The 26,971-nt window shown below is 69.9% G+C and carries 22 protein-coding genes, 2 tRNA genes and 1 pseudogene; 14 read left to right on the forward strand and 11 right to left on the reverse strand.

Translation table 11 applies throughout. The features are described 5' to 3' along the window. Nucleotides 1–149 precede the first annotated feature (149 nt). A tRNA-Pro gene (locus OHA73_RS16345) sits at nt 150–226 on the reverse strand. A 139-nt stretch (nt 227–365) separates the two neighbouring features. Here OHA73_RS16345 and OHA73_RS16350 point away from each other — a divergent pair. After that, nucleotides 366–436: transfer RNA gene (locus OHA73_RS16350), tRNA-Gly, on the forward strand. A gap of 90 nt (nt 437–526) precedes the next feature. On the opposite strand, the gene OHA73_RS16355 is transcribed toward OHA73_RS16350, so the two are convergent. After that, nucleotides 527–721, reverse strand: a complete 195-nt coding sequence (locus OHA73_RS16355; protein WP_255971564.1) for a hypothetical protein — start codon at nt 719–721, stop codon at nt 527–529. A 510-nt stretch (nt 722–1,231) separates the two neighbouring features. Here OHA73_RS16355 and OHA73_RS16360 point away from each other — a divergent pair. Further along, on the forward strand, nt 1,232–2,389 hold the full coding sequence (locus tag OHA73_RS16360; RefSeq protein WP_266719651.1) for an acyltransferase family protein: 1,158 nt from the start codon (nt 1,232–1,234) through the stop codon (nt 2,387–2,389). Nucleotides 2,390–2,461: 72 nt separating this feature from the next. Then, complete coding sequence (locus tag OHA73_RS16365; RefSeq protein ID WP_327655397.1) at nt 2,462–3,256, forward strand: SDR family NAD(P)-dependent oxidoreductase; 795 nt, start codon at nt 2,462–2,464, stop codon at nt 3,254–3,256. Between the two features lie 28 nt (nt 3,257–3,284). Here the strand turns inward: OHA73_RS16365 and OHA73_RS16370 are convergent, their stop codons facing one another. Next, the gene (locus OHA73_RS16370; RefSeq protein WP_327655398.1) at nt 3,285–3,722 is read right to left on the reverse strand and encodes an HD domain-containing protein; all 438 of its coding nucleotides are present in this window, start codon (nt 3,720–3,722) and stop codon (nt 3,285–3,287) included. 177 nt (nt 3,723–3,899) lie between these two features. On the opposite strand from OHA73_RS16370, the gene OHA73_RS16375 reads away from it, so the two are divergent. Then, nucleotides 3,900–5,081 carry a cation:proton antiporter gene (locus OHA73_RS16375; protein WP_266719645.1) on the forward strand — a complete coding sequence of 394 codons (1,182 nt, stop codon included), beginning with the start codon at nt 3,900–3,902 and terminating at the stop codon, nt 5,079–5,081. Nucleotides 5,082–5,102: 21 nt separating this feature from the next. Here OHA73_RS16375 and OHA73_RS16380 read toward each other — a convergent pair whose 3' ends face one another. After that, a complete protein-coding gene (locus OHA73_RS16380; RefSeq protein ID WP_266719643.1) occupies nt 5,103–6,275 on the reverse strand; it encodes a PP2C family protein-serine/threonine phosphatase in 1,173 nt (390 codons plus the stop codon). Between the two features lie 150 nt (nt 6,276–6,425). On the opposite strand from OHA73_RS16380, the gene OHA73_RS16385 reads away from it, so the two are divergent. Then, nucleotides 6,426–7,658 (forward strand): GNAT family N-acetyltransferase, encoded by a 1,233-nt coding sequence (locus OHA73_RS16385; RefSeq protein ID WP_327655399.1) that lies wholly within the window; start codon nt 6,426–6,428, stop codon nt 7,656–7,658. On the opposite strand, the gene OHA73_RS16390 is transcribed toward OHA73_RS16385, so the two are convergent. Both OHA73_RS16390 and OHA73_RS16395 read right to left on the reverse strand, forming a co-directional pair. After that, nucleotides 7,655–8,470, reverse strand: coding sequence for an Fpg/Nei family DNA glycosylase (locus OHA73_RS16390; RefSeq protein ID WP_327655400.1), 816 nt, complete (start codon nt 8,468–8,470; stop codon nt 7,655–7,657). The two genes, OHA73_RS16385 and OHA73_RS16390, sit on opposite strands and share 4 nt — an antisense overlap. A gap of 243 nt (nt 8,471–8,713) precedes the next feature. Continuing rightward, complete coding sequence (locus tag OHA73_RS16395) at nt 8,714–9,202, reverse strand: ribose-5-phosphate isomerase (RefSeq protein WP_266719637.1); 489 nt, start codon at nt 9,200–9,202, stop codon at nt 8,714–8,716. Nucleotides 9,203–9,363: 161 nt separating this feature from the next. Between OHA73_RS16395 and OHA73_RS16400 the strand changes: the two genes are divergently transcribed. Then, complete coding sequence (locus tag OHA73_RS16400) at nt 9,364–10,788, forward strand: amino acid permease (protein WP_266719635.1); 1,425 nt, start codon at nt 9,364–9,366, stop codon at nt 10,786–10,788. 83 nt (nt 10,789–10,871) lie between these two features. Here OHA73_RS16400 and OHA73_RS16405 read toward each other — a convergent pair whose 3' ends face one another. Continuing rightward, on the reverse strand, nt 10,872–12,377 hold the full coding sequence (locus OHA73_RS16405) for a serine/threonine-protein kinase (protein WP_443063086.1): 1,506 nt from the start codon (nt 12,375–12,377) through the stop codon (nt 10,872–10,874). Nucleotides 12,378–12,554: 177 nt separating this feature from the next. On the opposite strand from OHA73_RS16405, the gene OHA73_RS16410 reads away from it, so the two are divergent. Beyond that, nucleotides 12,555–13,328: an LPXTG cell wall anchor domain-containing protein gene (locus OHA73_RS16410; protein ID WP_327655401.1), complete on the forward strand. Its 774-nt coding sequence runs from the start codon at nt 12,555–12,557 to the stop codon at nt 13,326–13,328. A 23-nt stretch (nt 13,329–13,351) separates the two neighbouring features. On the opposite strand, the gene OHA73_RS16415 is transcribed toward OHA73_RS16410, so the two are convergent. Next, a complete protein-coding gene (locus OHA73_RS16415) occupies nt 13,352–13,957 on the reverse strand; it encodes a biotin transporter BioY (RefSeq protein ID WP_267070452.1) in 606 nt (201 codons plus the stop codon). 282 nt (nt 13,958–14,239) lie between these two features. On the opposite strand from OHA73_RS16415, the gene OHA73_RS16420 reads away from it, so the two are divergent. From OHA73_RS16420 to OHA73_RS16435, 4 genes are all read left to right on the forward strand, one after another. After that, nucleotides 14,240–15,595 carry an amino acid permease gene (locus tag OHA73_RS16420; RefSeq protein WP_327655402.1) on the forward strand — a complete coding sequence of 452 codons (1,356 nt, stop codon included), beginning with the start codon at nt 14,240–14,242 and terminating at the stop codon, nt 15,593–15,595. Nucleotides 15,596–15,762: 167 nt separating this feature from the next. Beyond that, the gene (locus OHA73_RS16425; RefSeq protein ID WP_327655403.1) at nt 15,763–17,181 is read left to right on the forward strand and encodes an amino acid permease; all 1,419 of its coding nucleotides are present in this window, start codon (nt 15,763–15,765) and stop codon (nt 17,179–17,181) included. 131 nt (nt 17,182–17,312) lie between these two features. Further along, a complete protein-coding gene (locus OHA73_RS16430) occupies nt 17,313–17,954 on the forward strand; it encodes a superoxide dismutase (protein ID WP_266719625.1) in 642 nt (213 codons plus the stop codon). A 133-nt stretch (nt 17,955–18,087) separates the two neighbouring features. Continuing rightward, complete coding sequence (locus tag OHA73_RS16435) at nt 18,088–18,309, forward strand: hypothetical protein (protein ID WP_266719623.1); 222 nt, start codon at nt 18,088–18,090, stop codon at nt 18,307–18,309. Here the strand turns inward: OHA73_RS16435 and OHA73_RS16440 are convergent. Beyond that, entirely contained in the window at nt 18,306–18,938 is a 633-nt protein-coding gene (locus tag OHA73_RS16440) for a mycothiol-dependent nitroreductase Rv2466c family protein (RefSeq protein ID WP_267070449.1), read from the reverse strand. The two genes, OHA73_RS16435 and OHA73_RS16440, sit on opposite strands and share 4 nt — an antisense overlap. A gap of 138 nt (nt 18,939–19,076) precedes the next feature. Here OHA73_RS16440 and pepN point away from each other — a divergent pair, with 138 nt between their 5' ends. Both pepN and OHA73_RS16450 read left to right on the forward strand, forming a co-directional pair. Beyond that, entirely contained in the window at nt 19,077–21,662 is a 2,586-nt protein-coding gene (gene pepN / locus OHA73_RS16445; RefSeq protein WP_327655404.1) for an aminopeptidase N, read from the forward strand. 243 nt (nt 21,663–21,905) lie between these two features. Then, nucleotides 21,906–22,967, forward strand: coding sequence for a hypothetical protein (locus tag OHA73_RS16450; protein ID WP_327655405.1), 1,062 nt, complete (start codon nt 21,906–21,908; stop codon nt 22,965–22,967). A gap of 9 nt (nt 22,968–22,976) precedes the next feature. On the opposite strand, the gene OHA73_RS16455 is transcribed toward OHA73_RS16450, so the two are convergent. Both OHA73_RS16455 and OHA73_RS16460 read right to left on the reverse strand, forming a co-directional pair. Then, entirely contained in the window at nt 22,977–24,119 is a 1,143-nt protein-coding gene (locus OHA73_RS16455; protein WP_327655406.1) for a serine hydrolase domain-containing protein, read from the reverse strand. A gap of 98 nt (nt 24,120–24,217) precedes the next feature. Continuing rightward, on the reverse strand, nt 24,218–25,984 hold the full coding sequence (locus OHA73_RS16460; RefSeq protein ID WP_327655407.1) for a TIGR03767 family metallophosphoesterase: 1,767 nt from the start codon (nt 25,982–25,984) through the stop codon (nt 24,218–24,220). Between the two features lie 507 nt (nt 25,985–26,491). On the opposite strand from OHA73_RS16460, the pseudogene OHA73_RS16465 reads away from it, so the two are divergent. Then, a pseudogene (locus OHA73_RS16465) lies at nt 26,492–26,905 on the forward strand (IS630 family transposase); the annotation flags it as partial. Between the last annotated feature and the right edge of the window lie 66 nt (nt 26,906–26,971).

Raw genomic sequence — 26,971 nt, forward strand, 5'->3', positions numbered from 1 at the left:
GTGGGTCTCCTTGGGGGCTGACTTCTGGGATCGTGCCCGGCTTAAGAGACACACGGGCATGCAGCTTGCATAGTAACGGCACGCCGCTGCGGACCCACAATGCGATCTTGGAGAATCCCGGGGCGGCCTCGCGGCCTGCGCCCGAACGCTGGTCGGGGTGGCGGGATTTGAACCCACGGCCTTCCGCTCCCAAAGCGGACGCGCTACCAAGCTGCGCCACACCCCGTCGGTGCGACACGTAGGGTACATGCCTGCAGGCAGTGCGGCTCCCGCGCTGCGGGCCGCGAACAAAGGGGTGTGCACTCGACGCCCTCGACCCGCTACGATGCCTGCGTGCCGCGGTCACCGACCTGCGGTGCAGCCGTGCGGGCGTAGCTCAATGGTAGAGCCCTAGTCTTCCAAACTAGCTACGCGGGTTCGATTCCCGTCGCCCGCTCTCGTGAAAAGCCTCCGGCCCGGATCCACTTCTCGTGGACCGGGCCGGAGGCTTTTTCGCGGACCTCCGTGGGGCCTCCTGGCCGCCGCCTCAGAAATTGATCGCGCTGATGCTGTCCGCGACCGAGTTGAGGAAGTTGTTGATCGCAGGCGCCATTCCGGTCGATGCGAGGAAGAAGCCGAAGAGCACCGCCACTATGGCGGGTCCCGCCTTGATCGAGCCGCCGCGCATGAGGACGACGAGGACGATCGCCAACAACAGCACCACTGACAGCGAAATGGCCACACTGATCACACCCTAGGTCGGTCCGCTCTCCCGGCCCGGGGGGTACAGCCCCACCCCCCGCCAGAACCATCGTGCCACCAACACGGCCCCCCTATGCGGCCCGTGACGCATCGTCGGCCACGTACCGGCCGGTTTCGGCTTGATCGTTTCTATCGTCCCGGCCGCCCCACGCGCCCGCCGTCACCACGACCTGCAGGCTTTCTCTCAGTTTCCCCTTGGTTTGCACACAGGAAAATCAAGGAAATGCGATGTCCAATTACTGACCAAGCCGTACGGGACGAATCGGTCATTTCACCAGGGGCGGGCAAAGCGATGGAGCACAACCGCACAAACTCCATGTCAACTTCCGCACAAACGGGGTACCTGGAAACACCAAGGAGGAATCGAGTTGATGGTTTTACGAAATCACAGGGGCCCCACTAAGGTGCCTCAGATGTTCCACACTGCCATCATCCCCACCGGCGCAGTGCGGCCCCCCACGATCTCCCCGAGTTCCTGGTGGGAGGGCCTGTGACCAACTCGCTGCACCCGCAGAGCTCGCACCGCACCCCACTGCCACCGACCGCGCGGCCCGCGGCGGAAGCCGCTCCCCGGCCCCAGCAGAAACCGGCCCCCGCTCCGGCCGACTCCCCCAAACCCAAACAGCGCGACGCGTTCTTCGACAACGCCAAATACCTGGCCATCGTCTTCGTCGCGATGGGCCACTCCTGGGAACCCCTCACGGACGGCAGCCGTACCGCCGAAGCGCTGTACGAGATCGTCTACACGTTCCACATGCCGGCGTTCATCATCATCTCCGGCTATTTCTCGCGCAGCTTCGACATGCGGCCCGACCGGCTGCGGCGCCTCATCACCGGCGTCGCCGTGCCCTATGTGATCTTCGAGGTCGCGTACAGCCTCTTCAAGAAGTACGCGGACAACGACCCCACGCATCCGATCAGCCTGCTCGACCCATGGTTTCTGACCTGGTTCCTCGTCGCGCTGTTCATCTGGCGGCTCACCACTCCGCTGTGGAAGGTCGTCCGCTGGCCGATCCCGCTCTCCATCGCCGTCGCCGTGCTCGCGTCGGTCTCCCCCGACATCGGCGACGACCTGGACCTGCAGCGCGTACTGCAGTTCCTGCCGTTCTTCGTGCTCGGCCTGTTCCTGAAGCCCGAGCACTTCCAGCTCGTGCGGCGGCGCGAGGTGCGGATCCTGTCCGTGCCGATCGCGGCGTGCGCCTTCCTGCTCGCCTACTGGGCGGCTCCGCGCATGACGTCGGTGTGGTTCTACCACCGGGACAGCGCGCAGGAACTGGGCGTCCCGTGGTGGGTCGGCGTCGTCATGACGCTCGCCCTGTTCGGCTGCTCGATCGTGCTCACCGCGTGCTTCTTCGCGTGGGTGCCGGGCCGCAAGATGTGGTTCACGGTGCTCGGCGCCGGGACGCTGTACGGCTATCTGCTGCACGGGTTCCTGGCGAAGGGCTCCCGGTTCTGGGGCTGGTTCGACGCGGACTGGACCCACACTCCGTACGGCGAGGTCGCCGTCACGCTCATCGCCGGCGCGGTCGTCACCGCCCTGTGCACTCCACCGGTGCAGCGGGCCTTCCGTTTCGCCATGGAGCCGAAGATGCCGTGGGCGTTCAAGAAGGACGCCACCGAGACGGCACGGGCCAGGCAGCGCGCCTGACGTGGTTCGGGTAAGGGTGGGACGGGAAACCGACCCGCCCACCCTTACCCGAACCACGAGGAGCCCGGCCTCATGCAGATCGATCTGACGGGACGCACCGCCCTGGTCACCGGATCCACCCAGGGCATCGGCGCCGCCATCGCGACGGGCCTGGCCCGGTCCGGGGCCCGCGTCGGCGTCAACGGACGGACGCGGGAGCGCGTGGACGAGGCCGTGTCCCGCGTCCGCGCCGAAGTACCCGACGCGGATCTGGTGCCGGTCGCGGCCGACGTCACCACGGAGGACGGTCTGCGGGACGCCGCCGAGGCGCTCCCCCACATCGACATCCTGGTCAACAACCTGGGGATCTTCGGCTCCGCCGACCCGCTGGAGATCACCGACGCCGAGTGGCGCCGCTACTTCGAGGTCAACGTGCTGGCCGCGGTGCGGCTGATCCGCCACTATCTGCCCGGCATGACCGAGCGCGGCTGGGGCCGGATCCAGAACATCGCCAGCGACTCGGCCATCGTGATCCCCGCCGAGATGATCCACTACGGGATGTCCAAGACGGCGCTGCTCTCGGTGACCCGTGGCTTCGCGAAGCAGGCCGCCGGCAGCGGCGTGACCGTCAACTCCGTCATCGCGGGTCCCACCCACACGGGCGGCGTCGAGGACTTCGTCTACGAGCTGGTCGACCGCTCCCTGCCCTGGGACGAGGCGCAGCGCGCCTTCATGCGCGAGCACCGCCCGCAGTCCCTGCTGCAACGGCTCATCGAGCCCGAGGAGATCGCGAACATGGTGGTCTACCTGGCCTCCGACCTCTCCAGCGCCACGACCGGCGGCGCCCTGCGGGTGGACGGCGGTTACGTGGACTCGATCCTGCCGTAGGGCCGTTACGGCTTTACGGCCGTAAATATCAGGCGATCCCCAGCAGCGCGCGCATCGTCGCGTACTTCTGGGTCAGTCGATTCCGGGTCGGCTCGTCGAGGACGGCGAGGCGGCCCGGATCCGCGTTGTGGGCCAGGTCCGCCTCCTTGACCAGGCGGGCGCCGGGGGTGGCGAGGATGCGCCGCGCGTACGCCTCCGGGGGCTCGCCCTTGCGCTTGGTCAGCGCGCGGACGACCGCCTTCGTCTCTGCCGGGAGCGGGGCCGCGTCCAGCCACTCCTCCGTGAGCGCGTCGTCCTCGATCGCGTCGTGCAGCCAGGCCGCGGCGATCTGGGCATCGTCGCCTCCCCTGGCGCGCGTGCCCTCGGCCACGGCCGCCAGATGCTCCGCGTACGGGCGGCCCGCCTTGTCCTTCTGGCCTTGGTGGGCCTGCCGCGCGAGGGCCTCGACTTCCGTCAGCGTGAGCATGCCGCCGACCCTCTCACACGGCTCAGGACTGGACCCCCAGGTCCTTTGGTAAGCTAAGTATTGACGTTTTCTTGACACTCTCTTGACCAAAGCCTCTGGTCGACCCATCGACCTTTACGTACGGCTTCAAGACCAAGGAGGAACGGGCCCATCGGACACGCAGACACCTTGATCGCCATGGGCGGCGCCTTTCTCGCGGCCGCCGTCCTCGCCCGCCTGGGAGGGCGGATAGGCCTCCCCACCATTCCCCTGTTCATCCTGGCCGGGATCCTGCTCGGCCCCCACACGCCGGGCGTCGTGCTGCTCTCCGACCCGCACGACCTGGAGATGCTCTCCGCGCTCGGACTCGTACTTCTGCTCTTCTATCTCGGCCTCGAGTTCCACATGGACGACCTGAAGACGGGTGGCCGCAAGATGGCCCTCGCCGGCGGGACGTACCTCGCGCTGAACGTCGGCGCCGGCCTCGGTTTCGGATTCGCCCTCGGCTGGGGCACATCCGAAGCTCTGGTCCTCGCCGGGGTGCTCGGCATCTCGTCGTCCGCGATCGTCACCAAGGTTCTTGTCGACACCGGCCGGCTCGGGAATCCCGAGACCAAGCCGATCCTCGGGATCATCGTGGTCGAGGACATCTTCCTCGCCCTGTATCTGGCCGCGCTGCAGCCGATCCTGTCCGGGGCGGACTCGCTGTCGGCGGCCGTGCTCGACGGCGGCAAGGCCTTCGGGTTCCTGCTGCTGCTCGCCCTCGCGGCGCGCTTCGGCACCCGGCTCGTCGGCAAGCTGTTCAACACCAAGGACGACGAGCTCCTCGTCATCTCCTTCCTCGGTGCGGCGGTGTTCGTGGCCGGGGTCTCCGAGTGGTTCGGGGTCGCCGACGCCATCGGGGCGTTCATGGTCGGCCTGATGCTCGGGTCCACCACGTCCGGCGAGCGGATCATGAAGCTGGTGCACCCGCTGCGGGACGCCTTCGGCGCGATCTTCTTCTTCGCGTTCGGCCTCTCCATCGACCCCGGCGACCTGCCGACGGTGCTGTGGCCCGTGCTCGCGGCGGTCGCGGTGACGCTCGTCATGAACGTGCTCGCGGGACTCGGGGCGGCGAAGATCTACGGATTCGGGAGCGGGCCCGCCGCGAACATCTCGACCACGTTGCTGGCGCGCGGCGAGTTCGCGCTGATCCTCGCCACGATGGCCGCGGGCGCGGGGCTCGACGAACGCCTGTCGCCGTTCATCGCGGGATACGTGCTGCTGCTCGCGGTGCTCGGGCCGCTGGCCGCCGGCCGGTCCGAATGGCTGGCCAGGATCCTGCCGCTCAAGGAGCGGGCGCCGGTGCTCGATGAGCCACGGGTGGGCGCCGGGGTGTAGGGCGCTGGGGTAGGGAAACCCTCACGCGTCCCGGCAGATCAGCAGCAGCGCCCGGTCGTCGTTGACGTCCTTGGCCACCGCCTCGATGAGGTGCCAGGCCGCGCCGTGGAAGCCGCCGGTCACATACCGGTCGGCTTCCCCGGTGAGGCGGTCCATGCCCTCGCTGATGTCCCGCTCGGAGGTCTCGACGAGGCCGTCCGTGAACAGCATCAGCACGTCACCGGGGCGCAGCGTCCCCTTCGTGGCGTCGAATTCGGCCCCGTCGTAGACGCCGAGGAGCGGGCCCTCGGCCGCCTTCTCCTCCCAGCGGCCCGTGCCCGCGCTGAGCTGCAGGCCCGGCGGGTGGCCCGCCGAGTACAGCTCGTAGTCCCCGGACTCCAGGTCGAGGACGAGGTGGATCGAGGTCGCGAAGCCCTCGTCCCAGTCCTGGCGGAGCAGATAGCCGTTCGCCGCGGGCAGGAAGGCGTGCGGCGGCAGCGAGCCGAGCAGGCCGCTGAAGGCGCCGGCCAGCAGCAGGGCCCGGCTGGCCGCGTCCATGCCCTTGCCCGACACGTCCGTGAGGACGACCTCCAGCGTGCGGCCGTTGTTCGTACGGGCCGCCACCACGAAGTCGCCGGAGAACGACTGGCCGCCCGCAGGACGCAGCGCCATCTCGCGGTGCCAGCCCGGCGGCAGCTTGGGCAGCCGGCTCTGCGTGCGGATACGTTCGCGCAGGTCGAAGAGCATCGTTCCGCCACGCCGCCAGGGCACGCCGACCCGGCTGCGGAACTGGGCGATGAGCAGGCCGAAGAACCCGCAGGCCGCGACCGTGAGCACGGTGCCGGGCGTGACCCCGGCCGCGCGCTGCGTGTAGGGGCCCAGCTGGAACGATTCCACGATCAGCGCCGCGGCCGCCGCCGCGTACAGGCCGAGCAGGCTGGCGGGGCGCAGCAGCAGGCCGCCCGCGACGATCGGCAGGACGAGGACGGCGGGCGCGCACCACACCGGATTGAGGATGGTGGCGAAGGCGATCACCGGGATGGTGATGAGCAGCCCGACGAGCGCGATCCAGTCGGAACCGTCCCCGCGGAAGTAGTCCACTCCGGATTTGCGCACGGCTGTGCGGACCCGGTGTACGCGCATTCTCAACCGGGCCGGGAACGTATCGGCCTCCGCGCGCTGTTTGCGCCCGCGCCGCTCTCGTCGTAGCGCCATTGTTCGTGGACCCTATCCACCGGGTCAGGACCTGTGCACGGGAGGTCCCACTTGTCCCCCTTTCCGGGCACGCCCGTCAGCCCCGGTACAGCCCCGGTGCAGGGAGTAAATTCCCTCGCCCGCCGCTGCCCGCCCTGGTAGGGATGGCGTATGGCGACCGATCTGCGCACCTTGCGGGACAGCGAGTGGGACCACTGGTACGGGAAGCTGGAGCGGGCCTTCGGCGGAGTGGCCGAGGCGGCCGAGGAGCGCGGGCTCTACCGGGAGCTGACCGTCCTCGACCGCTCGCTCGGGGTCTGGGACGGGGCCGAGTGCGTGGGCACGGCGGGCGCCTTCCCGTTCCGCGTCGCGGTGCCCGGCGGGGCCTTCGTGACCGCGGCGGGCGTGACGATGGTCAGCGTCGCCGCGACGCACCGCAGGCGCGGCATCCTGACCGGGATGATGCGCCGTCAACTCGACGACGTACGAGAGTGGGGCGAGCCCCTCGCGGTCCTCACGGCGTCCGAACCCGTCATCTACGGGCGGTTCGGCTACGGCATCGGGACCCGCAAGGCCGCGGTGCGCATCGAGTCCCGGCAGGTACGGATCGAGGCGCCCGCCGAGGCCGACCAGGTGCGACTGCGGTACGTGGAGGTCGCGGAGGGCGCCGAGCGGTGCGAGTCCGTGTATCTGCGGACCGTGGGGACGCGGCCCGGGATGCTCGCCCGGACGCCCGGCTGGGAGCGGCTTCCGCTGCTCGACCCGGAACAGGAGCGGGACGGGGCCTCGCCGCTCCAGTGCGTCGTGGCCGAACGGGACGGGGAGGCGGTCGGGTTCACGCGTTTCCAGGTCCGGCCGGACTCCGCGGGCGGGGTGGAGCGCAACCGGGTCCTGGTGCGCGAGGTGACCTCGGTCGAGCCCGCGGCGTACGCGGCGCTGTGGCGGTTCCTGTGCTCCATCGACCTGACGGAGACCGTGGAATGCGGGAACCTTCCGGTGGACGACCCGCTGTTCTCGCTGGTCTCCGACATCCGGCGGTGCGGCGTACGGGTGCGTGACTCGATGCACGTACGCCTGGTGGAGGTGGGCGAGGCGCTCGAAGCGCGTACGTATCTCACGCCCGTGGACGTCGTGTTCGAGGTGGCGGACGCCTTCTGCCCCTGGAACGAGGGGCGTTGGCGGCTCACCGGCGACGCGAAGGGCGGCGCGTCCTGCAAGCGGACCGAGGAGCCGGCCGATCTCGCCCTGTCCGTACGGGAGTTGGGCGCGGCCTATCTCGGCGACGTGTCACTGATGGAGCTGGCAGGGGCCGGGCGGGTGCGGGAGCTGCGGCCCGGAGCGCTCGCGGAGGCGTCGGTGGCGTTCGGCTCGACCGTCGCGCCGTGGCTGCCGCACGGGTTCTAACGGGGCGGTTGGCACGTGGGGCACCAGAAGAGGTTGCGGGCCGCCAGTTCCGCCGTGCGGATCTCGGTGCCGCACAGGTGGCAGGGCTGTGGCGCGCGCCGGTAGACGTAGACCTCGCCGCCGTGGTCGTCGACGCGCGGCGCGCGGTTCATCGCCTCGGGGGTGTGCTCGGGGCGGACGGTGTCGATGCGGTTGGCGCGGACGCCGTCGTGCATCAGCGCCACCAAGTCGTCCCAGATGGCGTGGAGTTGGGACTCGGTGAGGTTCTTTCCCGGGGTGTACGGGTCGATGCCGTGGCGGAAGAGGACCTCGGCGCGGTAGACGTTGCCGACGCCCGCGATCACCTTCTGGTCCATGAGGAGCGCGGCGATGGTGGTGCGGCTGCGGGAGATCCGGGCGTAGGCCCTGGCGGGGTCCTCGCCCTGGCGCAGCGGGTCCGGGCCGAGGCGGTCGTGTATCGCCTGCTTCTCGGCGTCCGTGATGAGCGCGCAGGTGGTGGGGCCGCGGAGGTCCGCGTAGTGGGTGTCGTTCGCGAGGCGCAGGCGGACGGTGTCCGTGGGGGGCGGGGCGGGGGTCGCGCCGAAGGTGTACTTGCCGAAGAGGCCGAGGTGGATGTGGATCCAGGCGCCCTCGTCGCCGAAGCCGAGGAAGAGGTGCTTGCCGATGGCCTCGGTGTGGGTGAGTTCTTGGCCGGTGAGGAGCGCTGCCGCGTCGGAGAACTTGCCCTGGGGGCTGGTCACGGTGGCCTTGCGGCCGGCGAATTTCTCGGCGTGGTCCTTGGCCAGGCGGTGGATGGTGTGGCCTTCGGGCACGCCGGTTCCTTTCGGCTAACCGTGGTTGACGTCACGGGGCTCTGCCCCGGACCCCGCGGGCTCTCGTCACCAGAGCGGGGCTGATTTGGGGCTCTGCCCCATACCCCGCTGCTCAATCGCCGCAGGGGCTTAAATGGCCGGCGGGGCTTGGTATTTCAAGCCCCGCTCTTGTGACGAGAGCCCGCGGGGTCCGGGGCGGAGCCCCGGGGGCGCAACCCCGGTGCGGGTGCGGACCCGGAGGGGCTAGTCCTGCTGCGGGTGGTGCGCGGGGATCGCGGGGAGCACGCCGGACGTCTCGTAGGCCGACAGCATGTCGATGCGGCGCTGGTGGCGCTCCTCGTTGGAGTACGGCGTCGCCAGGAAGATCTCGACGAACTTCGTCGCCTCCTCCTCCGTGTGCATCCGCCCACCGATGGAGATCACGTTCGCGTTGTTGTGCTCACGGCCCAGCGCAGCGGTCTGCTCGCTCCAGGCGAGAGCCGCACGGACGCCCTTCACCTTGTTCGCGGCGATCTGCTCACCGTTGCCGGAGCCGCCGATCACGACGCCGAGGGCGTCCGGGTCCCCGGCCGTCCGCTCCGCGGCGCGGAGGCAGAACGGCGGGTAGTCGTCCTGGGCGTCGTAGATGTGGGGCCCGCAGTCGACGGGCTCGTGGCCGTGGGCCTTGAGCCATTCGACCAGGTGGTTCTTGAGTTCGTAGCCGGCATGATCCGAGCCGAGGTACACGCGCATGGGTCCGAGTGTGGCACGACGCGCGCCGGGTAGCCGCCTCCGGGTGCCCGCCGGGGCGCCCGTCGTGGCCTTGACAACAATCCGGACTCAAAGCTTCCGCACGGGCGACCCGGTGCGTTGAATGCGAACCCACGTTTACCGCAAACGTAAGGACCCAGTGCATGACCACGCAGTCGCCCCCCACCACCGGGGCCTCCTCCGGTACGCCGCCCACCGGCGGCGACGGTGACGGACTCAAGGCAGGGCTGAAGAACCGGCACCTGTCCATGATCGCCATCGGCGGTGTCATCGGAGCCGGTCTGTTCGTCGGCTCCAGCTCCGGCATCGCGGCCGCAGGACCCGCCATCCTCGTCTCGTACGCCCTCGTCGGCGCGATGGTCGTCTTCGTGATGCGGATGTTGGGCGAGATGGCCGCCGCACGGCCCTCGTCCGGCTCCTTCTCCGCCTATGCCGACCAGGCCCTCGGCCGCTGGGCCGGCTTCTCCATCGGCTGGCTCTACTGGTTCTTCTGGGTCGTGGTGCTCGCCGTGGAGGCGACGGCGGGCGCGAAGATCCTCAACGGCTGGATACCGGGCGTCCCGCAGTGGGGGTGGGCGCTGATCGTGATGATCGTGCTCACCGTCGTGAACCTGGCGGCCGTCGGCTCGTACGGAGAGTTCGAGTTCTGGTTCGCCGGGATCAAGGTCGTCGCGATCGCGGCGTTCGTGATCGTGGGCCTGCTCGCCGTCTTCGGGCTGCTGCCCGGCTCCGACAACCCGGGGTCCGGGCTCCAACACCTCACCGATTCCGGCGGCTTCTTCCCGAAGGGGCCCGGAGCGATCCTCACCGGTGTCCTGATGGTCGTCTTCTCCTTCATGGGCTCCGAGATCGTCACGCTCGCCGCCGGTGAGTCCGAGGACCCGCAGAAGGCCGTCACCAGGGCCACGAACTCCGTGATCTGGCGCATCGGCATCTTCTACCTGGGCTCGATCTTCGTCGTGCTTACGCTGCTGCCGTGGAACGATCCGTCGATCGTCAAGGAGGGGTCCTACGTGGCCGCTCTGAACTCCATCGGCATCCCGCACGCCGGGCAGGTCATGGACGTCATCGTGCTGACCGCGGTGCTGTCGTGTCTGAACTCGGGGCTGTACACCGCTTCCCGTATGGCCTTCTCGCTCGGGCAGCGCGGTGACGCGCCGAAGGCGTTCGCGAAGACCACGTCGCGCGGTGTGCCGCGGGTCGCGATCCTCGGGTCCGTCGTCTTCGGGTTCCTCGCGGTCTGGTTCAACTACCAGTGGCCGGACACCGTCTTCAACTTCCTGCTGAACTCCTCCGGAGCCGTCGCGTTGTTCGTGTGGCTCGTCATCTGTTTCACGCAGTTGAAGATGCGCGGGATGATCCTGCGGGACCAGCCGGAGAAGCTTGTCGTCAAGATGTGGCTGTTCCCGTATCTGACGTGGGCGACGATCGCGATGATCTCGTTCGTGCTTGTGTACATGTTGACGGACAAGGACGGGCGGGAGCAGGTTCTGCTTTCTCTGCTCGTTGCGGCGTTCGTTGTCGGGTTCGCGCTCGTACGCGAGAAGGTTCAGCGGGCGAAGGCGTGAGTGTTGCGGGGTCCGGGGTCGGCGTCTCGGGGCGCTGCCCCGGGCCCCGCGGGCTCTCGTCACCAGAGCGGGGCTGGATTGGCTCAATCGCCGGCGGGGCTTGATTGGGGCGTGAACGTCTTCTTCACCCGCTCGTACGTTGCCTTCGCCTGCCCCGCCACCTCCGGTCGGTACCACGTACCCACCTGGTAGGACCTGTTTCCGCGGTCGAAGCCCAGGAGTTCCGCGTGCCAGCGGGCGCCCTTCAGGGTGAAGAGGTACTCCCAGACCACCGCGGGGCGGCCGCGGAACGTGGTGCGGGTCAGGCGGAGCTTCTCGTAGTCCTGGCCCTGGTGCGCGGCGCGTTCGGACTTCTGCCACGTGGCCAGGAGGTCGTCCTTCGCGAGGGCCGACTGGGCGACGAGCTCCTGGGTGCCGTCCGGTGACGTGTAGTGCACCTCGGACGCCGTCTTCACCACCCGCTCCCAGCCCTTCGGCGGCACCCACGCGTACCCCGCCTCCCGGCGCGCGCCCGCGGGGAGGCTCTCGGCGGGCGGCCGGGACGTGCCCTCGACGGTGGGCGGGCGGGATGTCGTGGGTGTCGAGCCGCCCGCCTGCGGGTCCCCGTTCGGCAGCGTGAGGGCGAGGGCCGCCGCGAGGCCCACGGCCAGTACTCCCCCGGTCGCGATGAGCGTGGTCCTGCGGCGGTTCCCGCGCGGAGGCTGTGCGGGCGCGGGCGCAGGTGTGGGCTCCGGGCGGCGCAGGCCGATGTCGAGGGTGCGGGTCCCGGGCGCCGGCGCCTCCGGGAGTTCCGGGGCCTCGGTGGGGGCCAGCGCCCCGGTCACCGTGTCGACGTCGGGGCGGTCCTGCGGTTCCTTCGCCAGCAGGCCCGCGAGGAGCGGACCCAGCGGACCCGCGTCGGGCGGCAGGCGCGGCTCCTCGTAGAGGACGGCGTGCAGCGTCGCGAGGGTCGTCTCCCGGGAGAACGGCGAGCTGCCGCCGAGCGCCGCGCAGAGCGTCGCCCCCAGCGACCAGAGGTCGGACGGCGGGCCCTGTAGATGGCCCGAGACCCGCTCCGGGGCCATGTAGTCGGGCGAGCCGACCAGCATGCCGACCATGGTGAGCGCCTTGGCGTCCTGGATCGCGGCGATGCCGAAGTCCGTGAGCATGACGCGGCGCTGCCCCACGCGCTCCATCAGTACGTTGCCGGGCTTGATGTCCCGGTGCAGCACGCCGCCCGCGTGCACCTGCCGCAGCGCCCCGGCCAGGCTCAGTCCGATCCGCGCGACCTCGTCCGCCGGCAACGGCCCGTCGTCGACGAGGAGTTGCTCCAGGGAGCGGCCGTCGACCAGCTCCATGACGATCCACAGGCGTTCGCCCTCGTCGACGACGTCATAGACGCGCACCACACCCGGGTGGTCGATGCGGGCGGTGGCGCGGGCCTCGCGCAGCGTGCGCTCGCGGCGGGTGCGGGCGTCCTCGGGGTCGAGCCCGTCGATGCGCATTTCCTTGACGGCGACCCGGCGGTCGAGCATTTCGTCCACCGCGCGCCACACGCGCCCCATTCCACCCTGGCCTATGGATTCGTCCAGGCGGTAGCGGGACGCCACCAGTAACCCCTGAACGCCTCCGCTTGTATTTCCAGGCAATCGACTGCACCCCCGGCACACAACGTCGACACTTCCCGCCGCCCCAGCATAGTGCGGAGAAATCTTGTGGTACCTCTTCAAGTGCCGCGAATTCGGCCGCGGTTGGGGGAAGTGGAAATACCTAGGGGGACGACGAGTATGGGTTCACGACGTCAGGTCAAAATCGCCGGGACACTGTGCGCGGGCGCCGTGACGGCGTTCATGGTGCTGCCGGGCGCCGCGCTCGCGGACCACGGGCCTGGTCCGGGCAGCGGCGAGGGGGGAAAGGCGGTGGACGCGGCGCCCTCGGGCGTGAAGCTGACCACGGCGCTGCCGAAGAAGATCTCGGCCGACAACTCGACCGGGGAGACGCAGAATCTGATCGCGAGCGTCAGCAATCAGGGCAGCAAGGGAAGCGGCCGGATATTCCTGGCCGTGGTGGGGTTCGACGGGCTCGTGGTGAAGGATGTTCCGAACTGCACCGCGATTCCGGAGAACAAGCTGCCGAAGGGCTCCAACAGCGGATTCTCCTGCCCCATCGACAACCTCAAGGCAGGAAAGACGCAGTCGTACAAGGTCGCCGCGACATTCGATCTGAAAAAGACCGGGAAGATCTGCCTGCCGGTGCAGAGCGGGGACACGAAGAAGACGTTCTGGCAGCAGGGCCCGGTGCCGTTCGGCACGACGAGCCCCTCGCCGAACGCACCCGTCACGCCGCTGCTGCTCAACACGGAGAACGAGCCGGCCGCCCCCGCGGGCGACAAGGGCGACGAGGGCGGAGGCGGGGGCGGCGGGGGCAACGATCAGGAGAACCTGCCGTCGACCGGCGTCGGTGACGCCGCGCTGCCGCTGGGCGCGATCGGCGCGGCCCTGATGGCCGCCGGCGGGGCGGGCCTGTGGTGGACCCGCCGCGGCAGCTCCGAGGTGCGCTAGCCGACTAGAGGTGCACCAGCGGACTACTTGTCGGCGAGCTTCCAGGCGGTGGGCAGCGCGCCCATCGCCAGGGCCGCCTTCAGGACGTCGCCGATCAGGAACGGGGTGAGGCCCGCGGCGATCGCGGCCGTGAGGCCCATCCCGGTGGACAGGGCCAGGTACGGGACACCGACCGCGTAGACGATGGCCTCGCCGAGCAGGAACGTGCCTGCGGTGCGCAGCATCGAGCGGTCGGCGCCGCGCCGGGCGAGCGCACCGACCGCGGCCGAGGCCAGCATCAGGCCGATGACGTAACCGAACGAGGCCGTCGCCATGCCCGAGCCGCCCTCCGCGAACCACGGCACGCCGGCCATGCCCGCGAGCGCGTAGACGGCGAGCGCGAGGAAGCCGCGGCGGGCGCCGAGCGCGGTGCCGACGAGCAGCGCGGCGAAGGTCTGACCGGTGACCGGCACAGGCGAGCCCGGGACCGGGAGCGCGATCTGCGCGGCGATGCCGGTGAGGGCGGCGCCGCCGAGGACAAGCGCCGTGCTCTTCAGGGCCACGGCGGACTTGGTGCGGGAGGCGGGCAGGAGGTCGGCCAGGACCTTGCCCGGACGGGCGGCGGTCGCGACAGCGGCGGCGGTACTCATGGGGACTCCGCGTTCAGTGAGAGGACCTTGCGGTCGGGCAGGGCAGGACTTTGTGACGCTATCCCAGGGGAGTTGGGCCGATCACGGTCGCCGGTCGACAAAGGGGCCCACGCCGTGTTGGTGGGCTCTGAACAAACAACGGCACCTACACCTCGTACAAGGTGATGCTCGTCACTGGGAGAGTCTGTTTTGCGTGCGGAGGTGCTTGAACGGGAGACTGTAGGTTCCCGCCAAACCGCGCACGCCCGCGCGACCAGCACATCCGAGATCGGCTGAAGCCCCATGCACGACGAACCACTCTCCGCCGGGCTGAAGCAGCGCCACCTCACGATGCTCGGCCTCGGCGGGGTCATCGGCGCGGGCCTGTTCGTCGGCTCGGGAGCCGGTATCGCGGTCGCGGGGCCCGGCATCGTCGTCTCGTACCTGATCGCGGGCACACTCGCGATGCTGGTGATGCGGATGCTCGGCGAGATGTCCGCCGCGATGCCCGCGTCCGGTTCCTTCTCGGTGCACGCGGAGCGGGCGCTCGGCCGGTGGGCCGGGTTCACTGCCGGATGGCTCTACTGGTTCATGCTCGTGGTGGTGCTCGCCGTCGAGGCGACGGGCGCGGCGCAGATCGCGAACGGGTGGGTGCCGGGCGTCCCGCAGTGGGCGTGGGTGCTGCTCTTCATGGTCGTGTTCACCGTCGCCAACCTGACGGCGGTGAAGAACTTCGGCGAGTTCGAGTTCTGGTTCGCGGCCCTCAAGGTCTTCGCGATCATCGCGTTCCTGGTGCTCGGCGCCCTCGCGATCTTCGGGATCCTCCCCGACACGGATCCGGTCGGCCTCACCCATCTGACCGGGGACGGCGGGTTCCTGCCGCACGGCTGGGAGGGCGTCGTCTCCGGCGTCCTCGCGGTCGTCTTCGCGTTCGGCGGCCTGGAGGTCGTCACGATCGCGGCCGCCGAGTCCGAGGACCCGGCCCGCTCGGTGGCGCGCGCGGTGCGCAGCGCGGTGTTCCGGATCCTGTTCTTCTACGTCGGTTCGATGCTGGTCATCGTGACCGTGCTGCCCTGGACGGAGCAGAAGGCGGGGATCAGCCCGTACGTCACCGTGCTCGACTCGATCGGTGTGCCGTCGGCGGCGCAGATCATGAACATCGTGGTGTTCGTGGCGCTGCTCTCCGCACTGAACGCCAACCTCTACGGCTCGTCCCGCATGATCTTCTCGCTGGCCGAGCGCGACGAGGCGCCGAAGTCGCTGCTGAAGGTGAGCGGTGGCGGGGTGCCGCGCCGCGCGGTCCTGGCCTCGGTGGCCTTCGGCTTCATCTCGGTCCTCCTCAACCTGGAGTGGCCGGACACGATCTTCCTCTACATGCTCAACTCGGTCGGCGCGGTGCTGCTGTTCGTGTGGGCGCTGATCGCCGTGTCGCAGCTGCGTCTGCGGCGGCGCATCGAGCAGGAGGCCCCCGAGCGCCTCGTGTTGAAGATGTGGGCGTTCCCCTGGCTGACCTGGGTGGCGATCGCCGCGATGGCCGTGGTCTTCGGCCTGATGCTGACCGACGACACGGCGCGGCCGCAGTTGATGTGGTCGACCGGGGCGACGCTGCTCGTCCTCGCGGTCGCGGGCGCCCGGGAGTTGCGCGCACGGCGTGCCTGAGCGGTGTCCACGCGTTCACCGAACGTCGACATGATCATTGCGGCGTGTGAGCGTCGTGTCCGTATACCGGAAACCTATTCCCTCTGAGCGGGCCGCCCACCCAGACTGTGGCAGTTTTACGTTCCGTTTACGCCAGGACCGTCACAGCTACTGAACAGGGCACACCCATGTCTCGGAACTCAGCGCAGTCCCCTGCGGAGGGGACGGACGCGCGGCCGGTCGAGCAGGCGCCGGCCGAGCCGTCGCTGTCGCACGGCCTCAAGCAGCGCCATCTTTCCATGATCGCGCTGGGCGGCGTGATCGGCGCGGGCCTCTTCGTGGGCTCCGGCACCGCGATCGCCGCCGCGGGCCCGTCGATCATCCTCGCCTACGCGATATCCGGCGCGCTCGTCATGCTCGTGATGCGCATGCTGGGCGAGATGTCGGCCGCGTACCCGGCGTCCGGATCGTTCTCCGTGCACGCCGAGCGGGGCATCGGGCCGTGGGCCGGATTCACCGCGGGCTGGTCGTTCTGGTTCCTGCTCTGCGTGGCCGTCGGCCTGGAGGGCATCGGCGCGGCGGGCATCGTGCACGGCTGGGTGCCGGGCGTGCCCGAGTGGGCCTGGGTCGCCCTGTTCATGCTGCTGTTCACGATCACGAACCTGTCGGCCGTGAAGAACTTCGGCGAGTTCGAGTTCTGGTTCGCCGCGCTCAAGGTCGGCGCGATCGTGCTCTTCCTCGTCATCGGCATCCTCGCCATGCTCGGCGTGCTGCCCGACGTCGGCGCACCCGGCATGTCCAACCTCACCGGCCACGGCGGCTTCATGCCGAACGGCACGGAAGGGTTGATCGTCGGCCTGCTCGCGTCGGTCTTCGCGTACGGCGGTCTGGAGACGGTGACGATCGCCGCCGCCGAGTCGGAGCACCCGGTGCAGGGCGTCGCGAAGGCGGTCCGCACGGCGATGTGGCGCATCGCCCTTTTCTACGTCGGCTCGATGGCGGTCGTCGTGGTCCTCCTGCCCTGGACCGCGAAGGAGATCCCGACCAAGGGTCCGTACGTCGCCACGCTGGACTACCTGGGCGTGCCCGCGGCCGGCCAGATCATGAACGTGGTCATCCTCGTCGCGCTGCTCTCCGCCATGAACGCCAACATCTACGGCGCCTCCCGCATGGCCGCCTCGCTGGTCGCCCGCGGCATGGGCCCGAAGGCCATCGGCAAGGTCACGAACGGGGTGCCGCGGGTCGCGGTGCTGCTGTCGGCGGTCTTCGGCTTCGTGTGCGTGCTGCTCAGCTACTGGCGCCCGGACGACATCTTCGCCTGGCTGCTCAACACCATCGGCGCGATCATCCTCGTCGTCTGGTTCTTCATCGCCGTCTCCCAGCTGGTGCTGCGCCGCAAGCTGGAGCGCGAGGCGCCGGAGAAGCTGGTCGTGAAGATGTGGGCGTACCCCTACCTGACGATCATCGCGCTCGTCGGCATGGTCGCCGTCTTCGTCCTGATGGCCCGCGAGCACGACACGCGGGTCCAGCTGTACTTCTCGGGCGGCCTGGCGATCATCCTCGCGGCGGTCGGGTACGCGCGGCAGAAGCTGGCCGAGAAGAAGTAGCCGTACCGAGTTCAACGCAGAGGGCCCCCGGACCACTTGGTCCGGGGGCCCTTTCGTTGCGTCCGACACTCCTGCTGTTAGCCTGCACTTGCAATAGAGTTGCAATAAGCAGTCGGAGGGCACGGAGAGACATGGCCACGTACACGCTTCCTGAGCTTCCGTACGACTACGCGGCGCTTGAGCCGGTCATCAACCCGCAGATCATCGAGCTGCACCACGACAAGCACCACGCGGCGTACGTGAAGGGCGCGAACGACACCCTGGAGCAGCTGGCCGAGGCGCGCGACAAGGAACAGTGGGGCTCGATCAACGGCCTGGAGAAGAACCTGGCCTTCCACCTCTCCGGCCACATCCTGCACAGCATCTACTGGCACAACATGACCGGTGACGGTGGCGGCGAGCCGCTCGCGGCGGACGGCGTGGGCGAGTTGGCCGACGCGCTCACCGAGTCCTTCGGTTCCTTCGCCGGGTTCAAGGCGCAGCTGACGAAGGCCGCGGCCACCACGCAGGGCTCCGGCTGGGGCGTCCTCGCGTACGAGCCGGTGAGCGGGCGGCTCATCGTCGAGCAGATCTACGACCACCAGGGCAACGTCGGCCAGGGCTCGACCCCGATCCTCGTCTTCGACGCGTGGGAGCACGCGTTCTACCTGCAGTACAAGAACCAGAAGGTCGACTTCATCGAGGCGATGTGGCGGGTCGTCAACTGGCAGGACGTGGCCAAGCGGTACGCGGCCGCGAGGGAGCGGGCGTACAACCTGCTGCTGGTGCCGTAGCGCCGTGATGCGTCCCGCCTCGTGATCGTCTTCTCAACCTTCACGTTGGCGGGCGGCGGAAACGACGGACCCCCGTGAGGATGTGACTCACGGGGGTCTGTTGGTGTGCGGGATTCCGGGGGACCTTGGCGGGATGACAGCGGAGTTCTTGAACCTGCACTGCGACACGTGCCACGGCGGCCCCCGACCCTTCCGTCGCCTCAAGGCCCACGAGAAGGCACACCTGGCTGCCAAGGGACAGATCGAGGCCGACATCCACGCGACGTGGCGATGTGACACCGAAGGGTGTCTCACCTACCGGCGCCACGGCCGCACGTGGGGCGGCGGGAGCTTCCCGCCGAGCATCGACGACTAGTCGAAGATCGGGCCCACCGTGCGCGTGCGCTTGATTTCGTAGAAGCCCGGGACCGAGGCGACGAGGAGCGTGCCGTCCCAGAGCTTGGCCGCCTCCTCGCCCTTGGGCGCCGGGGTGACGACCGGGCCGAAGAAGGCGATCTGGTTGCCGTCGGCGCCCGGCACCGCGATGACCGGCGTGCCGACGTCCTGGCCGACCTTGTCGATGCCCTCCTTGTGCGAGGCGCGGAGCTCTTCCTCGTACTTGGTGGCGTCCCAGTGGTCGAGGAGGGACTCCGGCAGGCCGACCTCCGCCAGAGCGCCGGCGACGGCCTCCTTCGTGGGGCCCTCGCCGCGGTTGTGGATACGGGTGCCGAGCGCGGTGTAGAGGTCGCCGAGGACCTCCGCGCCGTGCTCCTGCTGCGCGGCGATGACGACACGGACCGGGCCCCAGGCCTGGGTGCGCATCATCTCCTGGTACTCCTCGGGCAGCTCGTCGAGGCGCGGCTCGTTGAGCACCGCGAGGCTCATCACGTGCCAGCGGACCTTGATGTCGCGGACCTTCTCGACCTCCAGGACCCAGCGCGAGGTCATCCAGGCCCAGGGGCACAGGGGGTCGAACCAGAAGTCGACGGGGGTCTTCTCGGACATGGTTCTCCTCAAGATTCACCGGGTGGTCTCGGCAGCGCCAACGCGGCCCGTGCCCGGTCCATTCCCCGATGTCCGGTGTCGGAGCCGCGTGCGAGGATCGTAGGCGGCTGAACAGTTACGTCACAAAGGAGTGCCGCCGTGCCCGGTGAGAATCTGTCCCGCGACGAGGCCCGCGAGCGGGCGGGTCTGCTGTCCGTCGACGGGTACGAGGTGGCGCTCGACCTGCGCTCCGCGGTCGGCGACTTCGCCGGCGAGGGGCCGCGCACCTTCCGTTCCGTGACCACGATCCGGTTCCGGTCGAACGAGGCGGGGGCGGCCACGTTCGTCGACCTCATCGCGCCGTCCGTGACGGCCGTGTCGCTGAACGGCGAGGACCTCGACCCGGCGGCCGTGTTCGACGGCAACCGCATCCAGCTGGAGAACCTGGCGGAGGACAACGAGCTGGTGGTCGACGCCCAGTGCGCGTATTCGCGTACGGGTGAAGGCATGCACCGCTTCGTCGACCCCGAGGACGGCGAGGTGTACCTGTACACGCAGTACGAGCCCGCCGACTCGCGCCGCGTGTTCGCCAACTTCGAGCAGCCCGACCTGAAGGCGCCGTACCGGTTCAGCGTGCAGGCCCCCGAGGGGTGGACCGCATGGTCGAACGGCACGGGCGAACTCGTCGACGGCGTCTGGCAGTTCGCCGAGACCAAGCCGATCTCGACGTACATCACGGCGGTCGTCGCCGGGCCGTACCACTACGTGACGGATTCCTACGAGCGGACCTTCGATGACGGGTCGAAGCTCGTCGTCCCGCTCGGCGCGATGTGCCGCAAGGGGCTCGCCCCGTACTTCGACGCCGATGACGTCTTCACGGTGACCAAGCAGGGCCTCGACTTCTTCCACGACCACTTCGACTACCCGTACCCCTTCGGGAAGTACGACCAGGCCTTCGTGCCCGAGTACAACCTGGGCGCCATGGAGAACCCGGGGATGGTGACCTTCCGCGAGGAGTTCATCTTCCGCGGGAAGGTCACGCAGGCGTCCTACGAGCGGCGCGCGAACGTGATCCTCCACGAGATGGCCCACATGTGGTTCGGCGACCTCGTCACCATGCGCTGGTGGGACGACCTGTGGCTGAAGGAGTCCTTCGCGGACTTCATGGGCGCGTTCTCGATGGTGGAGGCGACGCGGTTCACGGACGGCTGGATCACCTTCGCCAACAACCGGAAGTCGTGGGCGTACCGGGCGGACCAGCTGCCGAGCACGCACCCGATCACGGCCGACATCCGGGACCTGGAGGACGCGAAGCTCAACTTCGACGGCATCACGTACGCCAAGGGCGCCTCTGTACTGAAGCAGCTCGTCGCGTACGTCGGTCGGGACGCGTTCCTGGAAGGCGCGCGGCGGTACTTCAAGCGGCACGCCTACGGGAACACCGAACTGGGCGATCTGCTGTCGGCACTTGAGGAGACGAGCGGGCGCGACCTCGCGGCCTGGTCGCGGTCCTGGCTTCAGACCGCCGGCGTCAACTCCCTTACCCCGCAAGTCACGTTGAACGCCGAGGGGCGGATCACCGAGCTGGCGGTGGTGCAGGAAGCGGCCGAGTCGCACCCCGAACTGCGCCCGCACCGGGTGGCCGTGGGCCTGTACCGGCGTGCGGCAGGCGGCGCCGTCGAGCGGTACGCGCGCGCCGAGGTCGACGTGGACGGGCCGCGGACGGTCGTGGGCGAGCTGGCCGGGGCCGAGGCTCCCGAGCTCGTACTGGTCAACGACGACGACCTCACCTACTGCAAGATCCGGTTCGACGAGGGGTCGCTGGCGACGCTGCGGGACCACCTCGGGGACATCTCCGACCCGCTGGCGCGGGCCCTGTGCTGGTCGGCGCTGTGGAACGCGACGCGGGACGCGTTGATGCCCGCGCGTGACTTCATCGATCTCGTGCTGCGGTTCGCGGGGCGCGAGTCCGACATCGGGGTGCTCCAGACGCTGCACGCGTGGGCGCGTTCCGCGCTCGTGCACTACGCGGTGCCCGAGTGGCGCGAGGCCGGCGGCCGGCTGCTCGCCGAGGGCGCGCTCAAGGAGCTGCGGATCGCGGAGCCGGGGAGCCAGCACCAGCTGACGTGGGCCCGGTTCTTCGGAGCGGTCGCGTCGAGCGAGGCCGATCTGCAGTTGCTGCAGGGGCTGTTGGACGTTTCCGGCGGCGCGAAGATCGACGGGCTCGACGTCGACCAGGAGCTGCGGTGGGCGTTCCTGGAGACGCTCGCGACGTACGGGGTCGCGAACGAGGGCGTACTGGCGGCGGAACTGGCGCGGGACGACACCGCCTCCGGCAAGCGGCACCAGGTGCGGTGCCTCGCGGCGCGGCCGTCGGAGGCCGTGAAGGCGCAGGCCTGGGCGCAGGTCGTGGAGTCGGACGCGTTGAGCAACGCGCTGGTGGAGGCCACCATTTCGGGGTTCCAGCAGCCGTCGCAGCGGGCGCTCACCGCGAAGTACGCGGAGAAGTACTTCGCGGTGATCGAGCGGGTGTGGGAAGAGCGGTCGATCCAGATCGGGATGGATGTGGTGCGGGGGCTGTTCCCCGGGCTGCAGGACTCGCAGGCGACGCTGGATGCGACGGACGCGTGGCTGTCCGGGCATGAGGGGGGTGCGCCGGCGTTGCGGAGGCTTGTGCTTGAGGCGCGGGACGACTTGGCGCGGGCGCTGCGCGGGCAGGCGTGTGACGGGGCTGCGGGCATGTAGTCGGGGCGGTTGCGGTACCCCGGGGTTTCGGCCTCGGGGCTCTGCCCCGGCCCCCGCGGGCTCTCGTCCAAGAGCGGGGCTTAAGTGGTGTTACTGAATGCTGGCAATCGCGGCCGTAACCCCCGGTGCCGCCTGGTCTTTTCGGCAGGAGGTGGGGACACCTTTAGGGCGACGATGTCCGGAGTTTCCTACGGGGGTGTAACAGCGGTTAGTGGGGGGTTCTTGGGCGGGAATGGGCGGGTCATGAACCAGAACACCCCCGCCCCGCTGTCGCCCCGCCCCCTGCGCCACCTCAACCAGAACCAGCGGCAGCTGATGAGCGCCGCGCAGCTGAAGGCGCACGGCGTGGGCGCCGCCGCCGTGTCCGAGCAGTGCCGGGCCGGTGGGACCTGGCAACAGTTGCTGCCAGGTGTGTATTTGTTGCACCCCGGCCAACCCGGCGACGAGGAGCGGCTGCACGCCGTGCTGATGTACTCGGGGCGGGCCCCCGAGCGGCGCGGGCGCCCGGACGGGGTGCCCACGCAGCACGCCCCCGGTCGCGCGCCGTACTCCGACACCATCGTCACCGGGCTCGCCGCCCTCGCGCTGCACGGCTTCTCCGCCGCTCCCCCGCTGTCCTCGCTCGACCACATCGACGTGCTCGTCCCGCGCACCCGGCGGCTGCGCTCCACCGCCTTCGCGCGGCTGATCCGGACCACCGCCCTGCCGACTCCCGTACAGCTGAAGGGAGTTCCGGTCGTCCCCGTGCCGCGGGCGCTCGCCGACGCGGTGTCCCGGCTGTCCGACGCGGGCGCCGTACGACGGCTGCTCACCGAGGCCGTACGGGGCGGGCACTGCGAACCGGCCGCCGTCGTACGGGAGTTGTCGGCGGCCCGGCTGCTGACCAGGCCGCACGTCATCGACGCCGTCGACTCGCTGCTCGCCGAGGGGCGGACCATCGCCGAGGACCGGCTGTACGCGATGGTGCGCGAGTACGGGCTGCCCGACCCCGTGTGGAACGTGGATCTGCGGCTGCCCGGCGGCCCGCACCTCGGCGGCGTCGACGCGTTCTGGCCCGATCACTCCGTCGCCGTGGAGCTGGACACCCGGGCGCCGCGCCATGGCCTTCGACAGGACGACGACGCGCTGTGGAGCGAGTACGCCCGTAAGCGCGAGCACCTGGAGCGGCTCGGGATCACCGTCGTGCACATCTCCCCGAAGAAGCTGCGCGAGTCGATCGAGCAGCAGGCCGCCATCGTGCGGACCGCGTTGATGGCTTCCGGCGACCGGGACCCGGCGGCGTACGTCGTGGTGCTGCCGCGGTGAGTCGGTGGGCTACTTGCCGCAGAACTCCGCCTCGGCGACCTTCGTCATGTCGCCCGTCCAGTCGCCGTTGAAGTTGAGGGCGAGGGAGTGGCTGCCGTCGGGCGTCGTCAGGACGAGCGACGACGAACCGTGGATGCCGCCGCCGTGGCCCCACACGACCGTGCCGCACTCCAGCTTCCAGCGCTGCAGGCCGAGGCCGTAGGCGGAGTCCGGTCCCTGGGTGCCGCCCGGCGCCGTGGTCCGCATCTCCTTCATCTGCTCGGGCGGCAGCAACTCGCCGCGGACCAGGGCGGTGTAGAAGCGGTTCAGGTCGGCGGAGTCGGAGACCATCTCGCCGGATCCGAAGGAGCCGCTCGGGTTGAACTCGGTGACGTCGTACGTCGGCCCGGCGCTGTCGCCCAGCTTGGAGTACGCCCGGGAGGCGGGGCGCGGCATGCGTGGGTCGGTGCCGGGGACCTTCGTGGCGCGCAGGCCCAGGGGCTCGATGATGCGGTGTTCGATCTCGTCCCCGTACGCGCGGCCGGTCGCCTTCTCGATGACCATGGCGGCGAGCGCGTAGTTGGTGTTGGAGTAGTCCCAGCCGCCTCCCGGGTCGAAGCGCGCCTTGTTGCGCACGCCGATGCGTACGAGCTCCTCCGGCGCGAAAGTGTCGTTGCGGTGGTCGAGGAAGTTCTTGGTCATGTACGCCTCGTTGAACCGCGCGTCCTCCAGGTAGTCGGCGATGCCGCTGGTGTGGTTGAGCAGATGCCGCAGGGTGATGCGCTCGGCGTCGTATCCGTCGCCGGTGACGAGGCCGGGCAGCCAGTGCTCGACGGTGTCGTCGAGGTCCAGCTCCCCTTCGGCCTCCAGCTGGAGGAGGACCGTGGAGACGAACGTCTTGGTGACGGAGCCGACGCGGTAGTGGTCGTGGGCGCCGCGCGGCTTGTGGGTGGCGAGGTTTCCGACGCCCGAAGTTCCCTTCCACGTACGGCCGTTGTCGCGGACCTGAGCGGTGGCGCCGGGGACGCCCTCGCGTACGGCGGCGTCCAGGGCCCGCTGGGTGGCTCGGTGGCCGTCGCGGGCCGGGCCCGATGCGAGGGCCGGAGTGGCGAGCGCCCCGGTCGTGATCGCCAGTACCGTCGCCGCCCCCAGCAGGGCCGTGCGCTTCAGCATGTGTCTCCTCCGTTGCCGTGCCGTGGTGTCGCGTTCGACCGGAGGGACTTCGGGGGTGGGTGCGGGAGTTGAGCCGGTGTCGGCCGGTTGAGCCGGAATCAGCCCTTTCGGAGGACGAGTTCGGTATTGCGGTCGCCCGGGGTGCCGGAGAGCGTGGCGCGCGAGCCGGGCGCGTTGTAGGAGAGCTCGCGGTAGAGGGCGGCAAGACCCGTCTGCGTGAGGTCCGTGAAGTCGGTGCGGTGCGGGGCCGAGGACTCGATGAGCGTCGTGAAGACGGACAGCGTGCCGTCGCGGTTGTCGGCGACCTCGATGATGCGGGCGAGCTGCGGAAAGTCGACGTGGGATGCGGTGGAGATCTCCCAGAAGCCGGTGCCGTCGCCGGTGCCCGCATGTGGCGTGATGTCGTTCTTGTGACTGTGGCCGTTCACCCAGGCGAGGACGGGGCGGTGGGCCGCGAGCAGGGCGGTCAACTCCTCGCCGCCGTGCCGTCGTTCGCCGCGGCGGTCCGGGTCCTCGCGGAGGTTGCGCATCGTCTTGGAGGTGTGGTGGGAGAAGACGAGGACGTGGTCGCCACGCCGCTCGGCGGCCTTCAACTCACCCTTGAGCCAGTCCAGTTGGGACGCACCGATCGAGCCTTCGTAGTGGCCGGCCGGGTCCGTGGTGTCGAGGCTGATGCCGAGGACGTCGTCGGAGATCCGGAACGCGTAGTGCTGCGTCGCGTCGGCCAGGTTGGCCTGGGTGTAGCCGTGGCCGATCGGGCCCGGCCCCATGTGCGCGGGGTCGAGGTGGGCCGCGACGTACTCGACCGGCGTGAACGGGGCGCGCGACTCGTCGGGCGTCACCCGGCGCATCTTCCGCTTGTGCGAGACGAGCAGTTCCTTGAACGCCTTGCCCTTCGGGTCCCCGCCGTTCTGTACGTTGTCCCAGATCGCCTTGCCCGTGGCGGTGTCGAGGTCCATCAACTTGCGGTCACCCACCGCGAATTCGGCGAAGTACGGGTCCGCGGGCGCGTAGCAGCCGCCGGGCAGCGAGTCGTGGTTGCCGACCGTGGAGTACCAGGGGACGTTCAGGCCGGGGCTCTGCAGTTCGGAGATCGCGGCGTCCAGGAAGCCGGGGATGCGGGGGAAGCCGTGGTCCCGCTTGTCGCCGTCCCGGAATGCTTCGTCCGGCTGCCAGTAGAGGGGGAGCCCGCTGTTCTGGACGCCCTCGTAGTGGCGGGGGTCGCCGGTGTTGGGGCTGATGCGGCCGCCGCTCATCGCTTTGAGGAACCAGTCGAGTTCGGAGCGGGCGTTGTTGTCGGTGTTGTCGCCCGTCGTCATCACGAAGTGCAGCGGCGAGGCGGTGACGGGTGCGCCGCGCAGGGCGTTCACCCGCTCCACGAGGGCGACGGCCCCGGCGACGCTCAGCGCCTCCTGCGGCCGCCAGGCGCTGGCGGTCTGCGACCTCAAGTACTCGTAGCGCAGGGGGTGTTGTACGTCGACCAGGTGGAGGTCGGTGAACTGGACGAACGCGGCGAGCGGCTTCCGCTTGGCCTCGCGGTCGCTGCGGGCGGAGCCGAGTTCGGTGCGGACGACGCGGGTCCAGGCCGGTCCGTCGCCCAGGCGCCGGTAGCCGGAGCCCGCGGCGGCGGTCGCGACGGCGGCGAGGGTGGTGCCGCGGGTGTAGGGGGCGAGTGGGGCGGCGGGCGCCTTGCGGGACATCGCCCGTGCCGGGGCGGCGGCCGGGTGGGCGGCGGCGCTGGTGCCGCCCGCGGGTCCGAGGGCGTATCCGATACCGGCAGAGAGGGTCACCGCGCCGGTCGCGGTCAGGAATGCGCGGCGGTCGATCTCTGCGGCGGCTGTGGTGACAGAGCGTATGCGCGGCATGGCGCGGTCTCCCCGAGTGCGAACGCGTCGACAGTGACGGCCGGGCCGGTCCGGTCGAACCGCCCCTCCGTACTGGATGGTTGGCAGTGGGGATGACCTGCGCGTGAACGGCGACGCAACGCGTGGCGCCGATCACGTACGTGGATCTAGGGCCGGGTGTGGGGGTGCCGCATCGTCACGCGGGGGTGGGCCGTGGGCGCCCTGTCGGTCACGCCGTGTTCATCTTTCGGGGAAGGGGGGCGGTGCGCGGGGGCGGTGGTGGGGGGGGCGGTGCCGTGGCCGGGGGCCGTCGTGAGGGGTGCGCGGCACCGGGGGATGCGGGGCTGCGCCGTGGCCGACGCCCGCCGCGAAGGGTGCGCGGCACCCGGGGGTGCGGGGCGGTGACGTGGCCGACGCCTGAGGTGACTGGCGCGCGGCGCCGGTCCTTGTCCGGCTGCGCCGGTGCCGGGTCGTCTCCCACCCACCCGCCCCCTCCGGGGGCTTCGGCCCCCGTGGCTGGGGCTGTGACAGTTCGGGCCGTTGGGGATCCGGCCCGCCGCAGGCTCCTGCTGGGCGAAGCAGTGCAAGCCGAACCGGCTGCCGGCGACCTACCGCCGCACCCACGGCGTCACCTGCTTCCACGGCTGCTACTCCGTGGGCGACGACCGCCTGTGGGGCGTCAACCGTCGCCGCAAGGGCACCGCCAACACCCTGGCCGCGCTGAAGTCGATCCGTGCCGCCCGACCCGACGGCGCCCCGATCCACATCATCCTGGACGACCTCTCCGCCCACACCGGCGCCGACATCCGCCGCTACCTGCGCCGGCGCAACGCCAACGCCCGTCACCCCGACGTAGTTGCCGCCCAACGCAAGGAACGCGCCCGCATCCGCAGCGAGAAGGGCATTCGCTGGGGCGGACGCTCCCTCAACGCCGCAGCCTGACCGACCGTGAACCGCAGCCCCGGAGTGCCGAAAGGGACAAGTTCACGAGAGGGACAGCGACAGAAG

It is taken from the genome of Streptomyces sp. NBC_00483 (assembly GCF_036013745.1).
In the GTDB taxonomy this organism is placed as follows: domain Bacteria; phylum Actinomycetota; class Actinomycetes; order Streptomycetales; family Streptomycetaceae; genus Streptomyces.